Below are 14,974 nucleotides of genomic sequence, written 5' to 3' on the forward strand. Positions count from 1 at the left end.
CAAAAAAACAATCGTCAATCACGTATTGGTTAAAGTCCATTCACATTATCCACTCTATAAGTAAGCCCCAAAAAAATATCCACCTTTAAAGTGGATATTTTCATTTATTTAATTGCCTCATGAACTTTTAATTGTTTACCTTTTATCGTTGTATTTCTCATAACCTTTAAAACCAGTGGTCCTTTTCCATTTAATATTTCAACGTAAGAAACGTTATCTTGTATCGTAATAATGCCTATATCTTCTGCTGTAACACCTTTAATTTTAGCAATTGTCCCGACGAAATCTACCGCTCTAATTTTCTTTTTCTTCCCGCCATTAAAGTACAGCTTCATAATGCCTTTGTTTATGTCCGCATTTTTATCTTTCTTTATAATTGGTTTAGCATATATCTTTTCTTCAAATGCAGCTTTCTCTTTCATAACTTCTTCTTTTGAAGGTCCAATTGCCTTTGGAATTTCAAAACCAATATACTCCTCAATCTCTTCTAAAAATCTATTTTCATAAGGCGTTATAAATGTAATAGCTTTTCCACTATTACCAGCTCGTCCCGTTCTTCCCGTACGATGTACATAGCTTTCTTTTTCTAATGGAATATCGTAATTAATAACATGTGTAATATTATCAATATCAATTCCTCTCGCAGCTACATCAGTTGCTACTAAATAACGGAACTTTCCTTTTCTAAAATCATCCATAACTTCAAAACGATCTTCCTGTACCATACCACCGTGTATTTTGTCACAAGGATAATTAACTCGTTTTAGCTGTCTATATACATGATCTACGTTTTCTTGTGTACGGCAGAAAATAATACAACTATCTGGATTCTCAATCGTTGTTACATCTTTAAGTAGTGAAAGCTTCTCGTCTTCTATTACCTCAAAAAGAGTATGTTCAATTTTATCCGTTGTAATCCCAGCTGCTTTAATTTCGATATGAGTTGGTGAATTCATATATGTACGAGACAATTTTTCAACATCTTCTGGAAGTGTTGCTGAAAATAGCATTGTCATTCTTTTTATAGGTAATTCATCAATAATTGCCTCTACTTGATCGATAAAGCCCATATTTAGCATCTCATCTGCTTCATCAATAACTAAATACTTCAAACACTCTAAAGAAAGGGTGCCCTTTTCAATATGATCCAACACACGACCAGGAGTCCCAACTACAATATGTGTCTTTTGCTTTAATTCTAATTTTTGACGTGCAAATGGAGATTTCCCATAAACTGCCGCAGCCTTAATCCTTTTGAATCGACCTATATTTGTAATATCTTCTTTTACCTGTACCGCAAGCTCTCTCGTTGGTGTTAAAACTAATGCTTGTGGTTTATTCTCTTCCCACTCCACCATTTCACAAAGCGGAATACCAAATGAAGCTGTTTTTCCACTTCCAGTCTGGGACTTCACAACAAGATCCTTCTTTTGTAATGCGACTGGAATAACCTCACCTTGTACTTCTGTTGGATGATCATATCCTAACCCAGTAAGCGCCCTTACAATTTCCTTACTTAATTTATAATCAGAAAAACTTTTTTTACTCATATATTAACCTCATTTTATTCTGTATTATTTTCTTTTTTATCTTTTGTATACGTTACTATCACCCTACTTATTATACTTGAAACCTCACATAAAAAGGTGGATCATATCAGATTCATCTTTTTATATAGAAATAAACCTTATCATTTCATATATTGTTCAACTAATTGATAACATCTTTTGCTCGTATTGTTAGCATTAACCCTTTCATAGTACCCTCACCCTACCAAAAAATAAAAAGAATACATACAACCTTGTATAATTATCTCAATTTTTCAACCTTTTTTCATAAACGAACAATACAATTGAAAAAACGTTTTAAATTCGTTTTTAACGTTTTTTTTCAGATATAAAATCTACTTTTAAAAAAAATGTTAAGAAATCTTTTGACTTCTTAATAAAAATAATGTAAATTATCCTATGGACGAACATTTTTGATTAATAAAAATAAAATATTCGTATTTTAGGGGTGTAAATGATGGAAAACGTATTCGACTATGAAGATATTCAATTAATTCCTGCAAAATGTATTGTAAATAGCCGCTCTGAATGTGATACAACTGTCACTTTAGGAAAACATAAATTTAAATTACCTGTCGTGCCTGCAAATATGCAAACGATTATTGATGAAAGAATCGCAACTTATTTAGCTGAAAACAATTACTTCTATATCATGCATCGTTTCCAACCAGAGAAACGAATCTCATTCATTAGAGATATGCAATCACGTGGATTAATCGCTTCTATCAGCGTTGGTGTAAAAGAGGACGAATATGAATTCGTACAACAATTAGCTGCTGAGCAACTTACACCTGAATATATCACGATTGATATCGCACACGGTCATTCTAATGCTGTGATTAACATGATTCAACATATTAAAAAACATTTACCAGAGAGCTTCGTTATCGCTGGAAACGTTGGAACTCCCGAAGCGGTAAGAGAATTAGAAAATGCTGGTGCCGATGCAACAAAAGTTGGTATTGGACCTGGTAAAGTTTGTATTACTAAAATTAAAACAGGCTTCGGAACTGGTGGTTGGCAGCTAGCTGCACTTCGTTGGTGTGCAAAAGCTGCAAGTAAGCCAATTATCGCTGATGGTGGTATTCGTACACACGGCGACGTAGCTAAATCTATTCGATTTGGGGCAACTATGGTCATGATCGGTTCTCTATTCGCTGGTCACGAAGAGTCTCCAGGGGAAACAATTGAAAGAGATGGCAAACTTTATAAAGAATACTTCGGTTCTGCTTCTGAATTCCAAAAGGGTGAGAAGAAAAACGTTGAAGGTAAGAAAATGTTCGTTGAGCATAAAGGTTCTTTAGAAGATACGTTAATCGAAATGGAACAAGATCTTCAATCTTCAATCTCTTACGCTGGTGGAACAAAACTAGATGCTATTCGTACTGTAGATTATGTTGTCGTGAAAAACTCAATTTTTAATGGTGACAAAGTATATTAATTCTTAAAATTAAAAAGAAGGAGAAGCATAGAATTGCTTCTCCTTCTTTTTCATATATAAAAATGTTAAATATTTTTATTTTACTGAATTTTCTAGTATCATATTTTTAGATGCTTTTAATAAGGAGGATATAAGACATGAAAACTATAATTGAGAATCGTCTTGTTCGTGCGGAAGTACCTAACGAACTAAAATGGGATTTGTCTGATTTGTATAAGTCCAATGATGAGTGGCATACCGCATTAAACATATTAGAAAATGATATACAGAAACTTGATGCATTTAAAGGACGTTTACATACTAACTCCACAACTTTATTAAATTGCCTACTTTTAGAAGAAGAGCTTTTAATGAAGTTAACAAAACTGTACTCATATGCAAATTTAAAAGAATCTACTGATCGTACAAATCCAGTTATTCAAGCGAACTCTTCCAAAATTTCTGCTTTATGGACGAAAGTACATACTGCACTATCCTTTATTCATAATGAAATCCTCTCATTCGACGAAGGAACAATTGAAAAATATTTAACTGAAGAAACAAAACTCGAACCTTTCCGTAAGTCGTTACTAGAAATACTCAAAAAAAGGCAGCACACACTCTCTCCTGAAACAGAAGAAGCACTTGCTGCACTTGGCGAAGTTCATAGTTCTCCATACAAAATTTACGGCATGACTAAATTGGCAGATATGGATTTCACTTCTATACAAGACGAACAAGGAAACGAACTCCCTGTTTCTTTCGCATTATTTGAAAGCAAATATGAATTTTCTCCAAGCGCATACATACGTAGAAAAGCATACTCATCATTTGTTTCCACACTAAAACGATATAAAAATACAATTGCCACAACATATGCTACTGAAGTAAAAAAACAAGTAACACTTTCTCGTTTACGTAAATATGAATCCGTTACCCATATGCTATTAGAACCACAAAAGGTTCCACTTGAAATGTATAACAACCAACTTGATATTATTTATAAAGAATTAGCACCTCATATGCGCCGTTTTGCAGATTTAAAAAAGAAAGTATTAGGACTCGATCAAATGCTTTTCTGCGACTTACATGCACCTTTAGATCCCGAATTTAATCCGGCGATTACTTATGAAGAAGCAGCCACGCTCATTCAAGATTCTTTAAAAGTATTAGGCGATGAATATAGTTCCATAATCCAAAAAGGATTCAAAGAAAGATGGGTAGATCTTGCAGATAACGTAGGCAAATCAACAGGGGCATTTTGCTCAAGTCCATACGGCTCTCATCCCTATATTTTAATTACATGGCAAAATACGATGCGTGGATGCTTCACATTAGCACATGAATTTGGACATGCTGGTCATTTCTATTTAGCAAATAAAAACCAACGTATCATGAACGTACGCCCATCTATGTACTTTGTTGAAGCACCATCAACTATGAATGAATTACTATTAGCTCAGCATTTACTAACGACTACTGACGATAAGAGAATGCGCAGATGGGTCATTCTACAACTACTCGGCACATATTATCACAACTTTGTTACTCATTTACTTGAGGGTGAATACCAACGTAGAGTATATGCTCTAGCAGAAGAAGGACAGGCCCTTACAGCTACAACTTTAACTGAAATTAAAACAAAGGTCCTTTCGACATTCTGGGGAGATTCTGTAGAAATCGATGAAGGTGCGGGCTTAGCTTGGATGCGTCAGCCTCATTATTATATGGGTCTATATTCTTACACATATTCCGCAGGCCTCACTGCATCTACTGCAGTAGCTCAAATGATTAAAGATGAAGGACAACCTGCTATTGATCGCTGGTTAGATGTGCTTCGCGCTGGTGGTACAATGAAACCACTTGAACTAATGAAACATACCGGAGTAGATATGTCAAAACCAGATGCAATCCGTCAAGCTGTTTCTTACGTTGGTTCATTAATTGATGAATTAGAGCATTCTTATCAAGAATAAAAAATAAGCCCTCGCTTTATGAGGGCTTATTTCATATTTACTTCCCAAACCTTTTACGATATCCACATTTCCTACAAAGCTCTTCAACCGCAACTCTTTTTGAAAATCCATCGACAATGTTTGTTGCTCTTTCACCTTCTATAATGTTAGAAAATGAATCATTATTAATATTTCCAAGGTTAATAATCCCTTCACCATCTAAACAACAAGGAATAACCGTCCCATTCGCTAAAATCCCTGCTTGATTACGAAGTCCATGACAGAATCCTTTCCCATCATCCTCTTCTTCATGTAATGCTGGCCACTGGAATTCATAGTCTTGATTAATAAAGACACGTTCTGCAATTTTTATACCTTTTCCTGGTGTAAGCTTCTCTTCAATCTGATAAGATAGATCAAATTCATTTTCAATTATGGATAATAACTCCCTATTTTTCTGAATTTCAGCATTTGTTTTATTATCCTGAGTTAAATTCCATAACCTTAACGATACAATTAAATCTGATTGACTTGTCGCTTCCCTAATGAAGGAAAGTATACTCCTTACATAGCCCTCTTTATCTTGCGAACCTGGGTGTCCATCAAAACTATGCAGTGAAAAATTCATTTGTCTTAATGCGGGCTTATTTAACAGCCTATGCCTTCTCTTATTAATTAACGTTCCGTTCGTTGTAATATTAACTTTAAACCCTTTTTCATGACTTAAGTCTAACAGTTGATCTATTTTCGGATGGAGCAACGGCTCACCCTTCACGTGCAAATAAATGTAGTCTGTGTGAGGTTTAATTTGGTCTAATCTTTTAGCAAAATCCTCTACAGAAATGAATTGCTTCTGCCTTTCCGTCGGCGGACAAAAGCTACACGCAAGATTACATACACTCGTAATCTCCAAGTAAAACTTCTTAAACTTCTTCACCTTTAATTCCTCACTTCTCTAACTACTTATACTTTTTCCTCTTCATATTACAGCATATTTTTATGGAAATAGAAACATACTTATTTTAGGAAATCTACATACCATCTAATAATATTTAAAAGACCATCGGTAATTTTTGTCCAATGGTCTTTTTATCCTTTTTATATGCAAAGAATAAATTTATTTATGATACGGTTCATCATAACTATTCTAAATAAGCTTATTTTTTATTATTTTCATAATTAAATTTAACAAAAAAGGTAGTGCCTTCCGATCCTGTTTGAATTTCTATTTTTGCATTATGGCGGGCAGCAATGGCATAACATACACCTAACCCCAATCCTGTTCCATTATGTTTGGTCGTGTAAAATGGCGTACCCAGTTTCTCTAATACTTCAGGCCTGATACCTTTTCCTTGATCCCGCACTGCAAGCACCACACAATTTTGACCTTCCTTGTAGGTGCTAATGGTTAGAACTTTACCTGTACTCATCGCTTCTAAGCCATTACGATATAGATTCATTAATAATTGCCGTATCTCATTACGATTTAAAAGTAATTCCGGAATGTCATTTGTATTAACTTGAATATATTTATTTTGATTATACGCATCAATCTTTATTAAAGGAATAATATCGCAGATAATTGAATTTAAATCTAACATCTGCAAATCCAATTTCCTTGTATTCCCCATTGAGAGAAATTCAGTAATAATAGAATTGGCACGGTTAAGTTCTTCAATCATTAAATGAAAGTACTTATTATGTTTCTCATAGGTATTCTCTTCTTTTAATAACTGCAAAAATCCTAGTACCGTTGTCATTGGATTTCTAATTTCATGGCTGATACCTGCTGCCATTTGCCCTATTAAATCAATGTTAGATAATCTTTTCAATTCCTGTTCATATTTCTTTTTTTCCGTTATGTTTTTAAAAATACAACAAATACCATCATCATACGGGTATGCAATAACTTCGTGCCAATATTCATCTGCAGTAGAAAGAAATTCGAAATGAACTGTAGTTCGCTCTGACATCGCACGATGAAATTCCTTATACATAACTGTGTCGATATCACTCGGGAAAACATCCCATATATTCTTTCCTAATACATCTTTTGCTGTTTTTCTTTGCGGAAAATATTGGTGCTTATTTACGTACGTAAATTCCCATTTATTATTTAAAGTAAAGAATCCATCCGTAATACATTCAATCACACTTGTAACTTTTTCATTAGCAGCAGCTAGCTCTCCCGTTCGCTCTTCCACTATGCTTTCTAGTTGATCCATATATAACAAATTCGAAAACGTAGGGGCTGTGGCATCAACGATAGATTTTGCTAGTTGAATTTGAGAATTATCGTAATTGTGAGCTTTTCCTTCTTTGCCCACGACGATTACCCCTAATACTTCTCCCATTGAAACTAATGGAATCATCAATAGATCCTTACTATCTATATTTTTTGTTTGAATAACCTCTTGGATCTTGGCTTCATAGCTTTTCTCTGTCCAATCCGCTTCTCTCCAATCACAACCCTTACTTAATTTTGTTGTTTTAATCGTTGCTTTGTCTAGCGGATCTAGAAGATGGGCAGTCATATTTTTACTCTCTAAAATCTGTTCCAAGTAAAAAAAGCATTTATCAAAACTCTCCTGTATCGAGGAACACATTGATAAATCACGGGTAACATTTAGTAACAGCTGCTTCTCAGCAATAAGGTTTTCCTTTTGTGTTAAATTATTTGCGTTTTGAATTGCGACTGCAGCCATATTTACATAAGCTTCAACACTTTGAATTTCTGAATCTGTTAAGTTCATCGGAATTCCATAATCAAATAAAAAAACCAGACCAAATAACTCTTGCCTAAATGAGATAGGCAGAGCTAATAAGGACTTAATTTTAAACGCATCAACTGGTCTCGGATCTGGTCGATGATCCTTTGAGGTATCAGGAATATAGATGGTTTTTTTCGTTTCCATAACTTCTTTTGCCAGTAAATCTACTTCAGGATCAATTACCTGAGTATCGAGCGTTACGCCATTTATGGTCTCTGGTTTTCCTGCAAACCCTCTAAATGTTCCATCTTCCTGGGGTAAATAAATTCCAACAGCATCGCACCTAACAATCTCCTCTGATATCGCCATTGTCACACGCTGTAATACTTCACGTAGTTCTAATTTTGTATTTATTATTTTTGTTATATTCGCGAGCCTAGAATATCTCGTCTGATCACTTACCATTCACATAGCCTCCAGTTATAGGCATAATAAAATAAATATGATAATATCAGCGTCTTACCCTTGTTTTACATAGAATATTTTACTTATGATACGGTTCACCGCGATTAATCCGAAACGCTCTATACACTTGCTCAAGCAACACTAATCGCATTAATTGGTGTGGTAACGTCATCTTTGAAAAAGAAAGTGATTCGTTTGAACGCTTCATTACTTCTGAACTTAGTCCAAGTGATCCACCAATTACAAATGCGACTTTACTCTTTCCGTATGTAGCAAGGCGATCTAGACTGACCGCAAATTCTTCTGATGACTTTTGCTTTCCTTCTATAGCTAATGCAATCACATGCGTGTCATCAGAAATTTTATCCAGTATACGTATACCTTCTTTTTCCTTTACAATTAACATTTCTGCTTCACTTAAATTTTCTGGTGCCTTTTCATCTGGCAATTCAATTACTTCTACTTTTGCGTATGCTGATAATCGTTTTAAGTATTCTGCTATACCTTGTTTCAAATATTTTTCTTTTAATTTCCCAATTGAAATAATCGAGATATTCACACGTATCCTCCACCTTACAAACATGTTATCCACAAAACTTATCCACATATCCACAAACACTACCCACATATTGTGTGAGAATCTGTGTTCGATACAACATATGTCGCCTCATTTTGACAAAATTCACATGTTTTTTTCTCTTTTTCTGAGTTATCCACACTGTTAATAACCGGTGCAACTTCACACTCATCCACAATAATATCTAACGCTAATTCAACATGTTCTAAACAACAAGGTAAATTCATTTTCTTCACCTCACTTTTCTACAATAGAAAACAGGAGGTAGGCCCTCCTGTTTTTAATACTTTTGAATGCCTAATTTCACTGTTGTTGTTACTCTTTTTGTACCACGATAAAACGTAAGAGTCATTTTATCATTAATTTCCTTATCATATAAGGCCGTGCGGAATCCAATAATATCGCGAATCGGTTTTCCATCTACTGCCACAATAACATCATGTTCTCTTAAACCAGCATCCGCGCCTGGCGAAGGACTTTTCACATCCAAAATACAAACTCCTTCTGTTACAGTACCTGGTAAATGTAATGTTTTTGACCAATAATAGTTTGGAATTTCATTTAATGACCTAAGTTCAATCCCAACATACGGTCTTCTTACTTTTCCATACTTCTCAAGTTCATTCATAATCGGAACAGCCCTAGTCACTGGAATAGCCAGTCCGATTCCTTCTACTTCTTTTGCAGCAATTTTCATTGAATTAATACCAATTAATTGTCCTGCTGCATTTACAAGCGCACCGCCACTATTCCCTGGGTTAATCGCCGCATCTGTTTGTAACACTTCTACTTGCCAATCATAATGTCCATCTTGATCTAAATCTACAGGGACAATACGTTCATTAGCTGAAATAATACCTTGCGTAACAGTTCCAGAGAATTGCAGTCCAAGTGGATTTCCAATCGCAATAACTGGCTCTCCTCTGCGAACAGTATTAGAATCGCCAATTTCAATTATTTTTTTCACATGCTTTGCATCTATTTCTAATACAGCTAAATCTGTGACTACATCGGTTCCTAATACTTTTCCAGGAACCTTCTTACCGTCACTTAGACTTACTTCAATACGATTCGCTCCAGCTACAACATGATTATTCGTTACAATATAAGCTTGACCATCTGTCTTTTTATAAATTACTCCTGATCCTGTACCAGCCTCTGAATCTGCCTCTGAAAAGTTATCTCGTTGAATGTTAATAACACCCACAACAGCTTCAGATGCACGATCAACAGCATCTACAAAGCTAATCTGTTTAATTCCTTGAGCTTCGGCCATATTACTTCCGCTTGCTTCCGCTTGCGGAAGCGTATCAGCAGAATTTGAAAATAAAGGAGCTCCAAACGCAAATAAAGAAGCTCCTACAATTGTTCCCGCTATACTAGAAAGAACTATACCTTTATGCTTCTTTTTTCCTGCACGTTTCATACGATAATTTTCTTCATCAATAAAGGACATATTTGTTCACCCATCTTCCTGAAAACAACTATATTCACCTTTATTGTTTACTAAAATGAAGAATTATACGTATTGAATTTTTGTAGGCATTTTTGGATCTGTATCGTGAATTTCAAAGGATTCACCCACTCCAAATCCTTTTTCCTCTAGTACTTGTGATACTGACATACGAGCTAGTTCTTTCATGTTATTATCTAAGCTTAAATGGGCTAAATAAATATGCTTTGTCTCATCTGTAATTACATCTGCCATCGCTAATGCAGCATCCTCATTACAAACATGCCCAACGTCGCTTAAAATGCGTCGTTTAATGCTCCATGGGTAACGTCCCATACGAAGCATTTCCACATCATGATTACTTTCAAATACGAAAGCATTAGCTCCCTTAATAACGCCCTTCATACGGTCGCTTACGTATCCCGTATCTGTAATAAGCGCTAATTTCCTATTATTATTATGGAAAGCATAAAACATCGGTTCAGCCGCATCATGAGAAACTCCAAATGATTCGACTTCAATATCACCAAATGTTTTCACATCCCCAACTGAGAAAATGAATTTTTGCTCAGTTGGGATATTTCCTATTAAATGTTCCATTGCATTCCATGTTTTCTCATTCGCATAAACGGGTAAATCATATTTTCGCGCCAATACACCTAACCCTTTAATATGATCACTATGCTCATGTGTTACAAGAATACCTGATACATCATTTATATTCAGTTCTGCTTGTTTAAATAAAGCCTCTGTCGCTTTACCACTTAAACCTGCATCGACTAGTAATTTTTTTTCATCGGTTCCTACGTATAGCATATTTCCTGTACTTCCACTTGCAAGTACGCTAAAATGCAACCCCATTATTTCTCACTCCAGTATGTTCATCAACCACTTGATTTTCCTTTTCCCCTAATTCCATAACTTGTCCTTCAATTGCATTCACAAAGAAGTCCTGCTTTTGCTCCGTTTTTAAATTCCACGTTGGAGCAAGTACTTGGTTATTAGAAGTAGATGCGGTAAGAGTGGCATAACCAATTTGCGCTTCTTTAACATGTGTATTTCCATGAATTTTATTTTTTAAATACAAATTTTCTAAAGCTGTTTGAGCCGTAATAATTTCTTGCTCTTTCGTTTTTTCACCTTCGCCCATTTCTTTTAAATCAGTTAGCATTGTCTGCGTATATGAAACAAGTTCATTTTTTTCATTTAATTCCACAACAATCATCGCCTGATTATTATAGAAAATAGGCTTATCTTTATATTTTTGGAAGAAATAAATTTTAGAGTCTTTCACCGCTCCAAATTCATACTTTTGTCCATCCAATACATAGTTCTTCAAAAATTCATTATACTTATCTTTTGATAATGATTTCGTATTTAAAAAAGGCTCTTTTAGCTTACTTTCTATTGTGTACATATTTTGTATATGCGCCGTTTGATTTTTCAAAGACTGTATATCATCTTCTTTAAAGGCTTTATTTTCCGCTCTAATGAATGACTCTTTCTTCGGTTCCTTAGGGATATTCCCTATAGTAATTTTATTTGCTTTTAATTCTTGATCTATCTTTGTTTCTGCAATAAGCTCCAATTGATTACTATCTTGCTTTTGAATGAATTGAAAAATGAGAAAGAGGTCCAAAACAAAAAAGGTCACAATAAATATGGTTTTAATTCGATCCCAATCCATTTAGTCCTCCCTCACTCCACTCATAGATTTGCTGTTTACCCGTTTCACCTTCAACAAGCTTTACATACCAAATTGGTTGTAGTCGAACTACTTGCCCATCTAGTGATAACTTGTATCCAATACCAATATCCTTAATTACTTGTTTCTTTATCTCTGGATTATTTTCTAGGGATGCTATTACAACATGCCCTGACGGAAGAGTAACTTTCTGTTCTATGCCTTTAGTATTTAAAGACAGCAACGGTCTTTCATATTCCATTACTTCTTCTGATCCCCATTTTTGTCTCAATTCAGCTAATCCATCTGTATTGAATACGGAATATCCATCTTCATGTAAGCGAAATACTGTCTCTCCTTTATTCATATAGTCCAAACGATATGAATCCAAACTTCCACTGTGACCACTTACAAATTCAAAGCTTTTTTGTAACAGCATTAAATTATCTATCGTTTTCTCAGTTAAGACAGAAGAGTTTTTATACTTTAGCATGTGACGATCGTTTTCAATTTCCATGGATCTAATACCATCTGTAAATGTTTCTTTCGATATCTCAGTAATCGGACTTAAATAACGAGGATCACTAAACAGAGCATTCTTAAACGTATCAACTGCTAAATTAGATGAAATATATGTTATATTGTTTAACTCTGTCGTGCCATCTGGTAAAAATAACTTTTTCATATCATTGATTTGATAATCAAAATAGGGCTTTGCTGATACTATAAATTGATTTTGAGCATTTACAATATCTTTTAAATACACACCACTTAATTTTGCCTCATATATTTTAAAGTTATCACCATCAGAAACAAAGTTAATTTTAATTTCTTGATCCTTACTCCTAGAAGGATCAAGGAGAATACGATTAAAATGTTTAGGCTTATCTGTACTTTTCTCTTTCATGTTAAACATAGATTTAACTGCATCAAATGGGATATCAGTAGGGAAAACAAGTTCAATTTTCCCTTCACCATGCACATAGGATAGGAAATCACCCTTAGTGATTGATATCTCTCTAAACTCATGTAGTTCCCCTACTTCCAAAGGCTTATAGATTGATTCTATATCTGCCTCGCTTCTGCTCCCATAATGATTTTTATCTTTATGCACGATGATAGAAGTAGGACGGACAACATCGGAAATTTTAGTTTGATTCGTTCCTTCATTGCCCTGTACAAATTTTGCGTTTTGCATGGATGTAGAATCTGGCACATACGTCCATAGGTTAAAAGTAAGAAACAGGCTAATTACAACTAGGTTAATTAAAACTATTGTTTTAAAGTTTTCCATACTCATTCCCAATCGTCCTCTTCATCTGCTGCCATTGGTAACGTGAAATAAATAGTTGTCCCTTTTCCTTCTTCACTCTTCGCCCAAATAGAGCCACCATGTGCCTCGATCATTTCTTTTGCAATTGCTAATCCAAGTCCCGTACCACCCATTTGTCTTGAACGAGCTTTATCTACGCGATAAAAACGTTCAAAGATTTTATCAACGTTTTCTTTTGGAATACCCATTCCTTGGTCACTTACGCTAATTTCTAATAAATCACCGCGATCACGTAAGCGATATGTTACTGTTCCACCTTCTGGTGAATACTTTAATGCGTTAGAAATAATGTTATACAGTACTTGAGTAATTTTGTCAGTATCCATATCAATAAACCTAGACTTCTTAGAGAAAGATCGTTTGAAACTTACATTTTGTTCTTTAGACATTTCAAAGCGATCAATAATATTATTAAAGAAATCAGTAAAGTCGACCCATTCTTTCATTAAACGGTGCTCTGTACTATCAAGTTTAGATAGCTGTAACAACGCATTTACAAGTCTAATCATTCTTTCTGTTTCTTCTTGTGTAACCGTTAAAAATTGTGGTGCAATATTCGGATCCTGCCATGCTCCATCTGTAAGTGCCTCTAAATAACTGCGCATTGTCGTTAATGGCGTCCTTAATTCATGAGAGACATTCGCCACAAACTCACGGCGTTCCCTTTCTATACGCTCCTGCTCTGTTACATCATATAATACGGCAATTAAACCATTTGCCTTCCCTGTTTCTTTTTGAATAACAGAGAAACTAGCACGTAAAATATATGGTTCATTTCTCGTACTAAAATCTAATAAAACAGAATCTGGCTCTTCATATAAATGATCGAGCGTAAATTCTTCCTGTATCCCTAATACCTCTAAAACAGATTGATCGAGCGCTGTTTCACGAGAAACATTTAACATTTTTTCCGCAGGGTCATTTAGTAAAATAATATCCCCTTTTCGGTCAGTAGCAATTACTCCATCTGTCATATGAGATAAAACAGATGATAGTTTACGCCTTTCACTTTCTGTAGAAGAACGAGCTTGTTGTAATTTTTTTGATAAATTATTGAAGGATAATGCCAGTTGTCCAATTTCATCATGGCTATGCACCTTTACTTTTCTCGAATAATTTCCTTTTGCCATTTCGATTGCTTGTCTCCGCATATCTGAAATTGGTCTTGTAATTGTTTGAGCCAATAAAATCCCAAGTACGGCCGTTACTAATAAGGCAATTACTGTTCCCGTAGCAAAAATTTGATTTATATCCTTCATTTGTTTATATACATCTTCCATAGATGCAACGATGTATATAACACCAAGCGCATCCTTGCCATTATCATCTAGAATCGGAGTAAGCATAACTTGAACACGATGGCCTGTACTACCATCCTTCTCAATTTTCACTTCTGGCTTTTTTTGCACCAACACTCGCTGAACAGCTATATCAGTTGATGTTCTATTCACCTTATTCTGCTTTGATTCATCTGAAATAGCCAGTAACTTTCTATGCGAATCAAATACACTTACCTCTTGTATAACTTTTTTTTGATCAGAGGCAAACTTTCGAATAGAAGTTTTAATCGTTTCATCTGTTGACTCTGTTTCTGCTTTTGTATAACTTTTTTTAAATTCTTGTTTCAAGTTATATGATAATAAGTTTGTTTGCTGCGTTAAAGAATCCCTAAAACCTTGTACTAGGCTCTTCTCTAATTCCCTTACAAAATATACCCCAATAACTTGCATCGCTATTAATATTAATAGCATATATATAAGCACAAATTTTAAATGAATAGATTGAAAAAAACCAACTTTCTTCATATA

The 14,974-nt window shown here is 34.7% G+C and carries 12 protein-coding genes; 2 read left to right on the forward strand and 10 right to left on the reverse strand.

What is annotated here, in order from left to right:
* Nucleotides 1–104: 104 nt before the first annotated feature.
* Nucleotides 105–1,550 (reverse strand): ATP-dependent RNA helicase DbpA, encoded by a 1,446-nt coding sequence (gene dbpA, locus N2V79_RS26760; RefSeq protein WP_340720333.1) that lies wholly within the window; start codon nucleotides 1,548–1,550, stop codon nucleotides 105–107.
* Between the two features lie 475 nt (nucleotides 1,551–2,025).
* On the opposite strand from dbpA, the gene guaC reads away from it, so the two are divergent.
* Both guaC and pepF read left to right on the forward strand, forming a co-directional pair.
* The gene (gene guaC, locus N2V79_RS26765) at nucleotides 2,026–3,009 is read left to right on the forward strand and encodes a GMP reductase (RefSeq protein ID WP_000432447.1); all 984 of its coding nucleotides are present in this window, start codon (nucleotides 2,026–2,028) and stop codon (nucleotides 3,007–3,009) included.
* A 137-nt stretch (nucleotides 3,010–3,146) separates the two neighbouring features.
* Nucleotides 3,147–4,964: an oligoendopeptidase F gene (gene pepF / locus N2V79_RS26770; protein WP_340720334.1), complete on the forward strand. Its 1,818-nt coding sequence runs from the start codon at nucleotides 3,147–3,149 to the stop codon at nucleotides 4,962–4,964.
* Between the two features lie 37 nt (nucleotides 4,965–5,001).
* Here the strand turns inward: pepF and N2V79_RS26775 are convergent, their stop codons facing one another.
* The 9 genes from N2V79_RS26775 to walK all read right to left on the reverse strand — a co-directional run bounded on the left by N2V79_RS26775 (nucleotide 5,002) and on the right by walK (nucleotide 14,971).
* Nucleotides 5,002–5,880, reverse strand: coding sequence for a radical SAM/SPASM domain-containing protein (locus N2V79_RS26775; RefSeq protein WP_000713633.1), 879 nt, complete (start codon nucleotides 5,878–5,880; stop codon nucleotides 5,002–5,004).
* Between the two features lie 220 nt (nucleotides 5,881–6,100).
* Nucleotides 6,101–8,119, reverse strand: a complete 2,019-nt coding sequence (locus N2V79_RS26780) for a GAF domain-containing sensor histidine kinase (protein ID WP_340720335.1) — start codon at nucleotides 8,117–8,119, stop codon at nucleotides 6,101–6,103.
* A gap of 79 nt (nucleotides 8,120–8,198) precedes the next feature.
* On the reverse strand, nucleotides 8,199–8,678 hold the full coding sequence (rlmH, locus tag N2V79_RS26785; protein ID WP_001027003.1) for a 23S rRNA (pseudouridine(1915)-N(3))-methyltransferase RlmH: 480 nt from the start codon (nucleotides 8,676–8,678) through the stop codon (nucleotides 8,199–8,201).
* Nucleotides 8,679–8,737: 59 nt separating this feature from the next.
* Nucleotides 8,738–8,923 carry a CxxH/CxxC protein gene (locus N2V79_RS26790; protein WP_001052833.1) on the reverse strand — a complete coding sequence of 62 codons (186 nt, stop codon included), beginning with the start codon at nucleotides 8,921–8,923 and terminating at the stop codon, nucleotides 8,738–8,740.
* 53 nt (nucleotides 8,924–8,976) lie between these two features.
* Nucleotides 8,977–10,152 carry a S1C family serine protease gene (locus tag N2V79_RS26795; RefSeq protein ID WP_000008031.1) on the reverse strand — a complete coding sequence of 392 codons (1,176 nt, stop codon included), beginning with the start codon at nucleotides 10,150–10,152 and terminating at the stop codon, nucleotides 8,977–8,979.
* Between the two features lie 63 nt (nucleotides 10,153–10,215).
* Nucleotides 10,216–11,010, reverse strand: a complete 795-nt coding sequence (locus tag N2V79_RS26800; protein WP_000522837.1) for an MBL fold metallo-hydrolase — start codon at nucleotides 11,008–11,010, stop codon at nucleotides 10,216–10,218.
* Nucleotides 10,994–11,836: a two-component system regulatory protein YycI gene (locus N2V79_RS26805; RefSeq protein ID WP_000383720.1), complete on the reverse strand. Its 843-nt coding sequence runs from the start codon at nucleotides 11,834–11,836 to the stop codon at nucleotides 10,994–10,996. The genes N2V79_RS26800 and N2V79_RS26805 overlap by 17 nt, the downstream gene beginning before the upstream one ends.
* Nucleotides 11,817–13,133, reverse strand: coding sequence for a YycH family regulatory protein (locus N2V79_RS26810; RefSeq protein ID WP_098678484.1), 1,317 nt, complete (start codon nucleotides 13,131–13,133; stop codon nucleotides 11,817–11,819). Before N2V79_RS26810 ends, N2V79_RS26805 begins: the two co-directional genes overlap by 20 nt.
* Nucleotides 13,130–14,971, reverse strand: a complete 1,842-nt coding sequence (gene walK, locus N2V79_RS26815) for a cell wall metabolism sensor histidine kinase WalK (RefSeq protein WP_000755367.1) — start codon at nucleotides 14,969–14,971, stop codon at nucleotides 13,130–13,132. The genes N2V79_RS26810 and walK overlap by 4 nt, the downstream gene beginning before the upstream one ends.
* Between the last annotated feature and the right edge of the window lie 3 nt (nucleotides 14,972–14,974).

This window comes from Bacillus sp. CH_70 (genome assembly GCF_038007045.1).
Taxonomy (GTDB): Bacteria; Bacillota; Bacilli; order Bacillales; family Bacillaceae_G; genus Bacillus_A; species Bacillus_A cereus.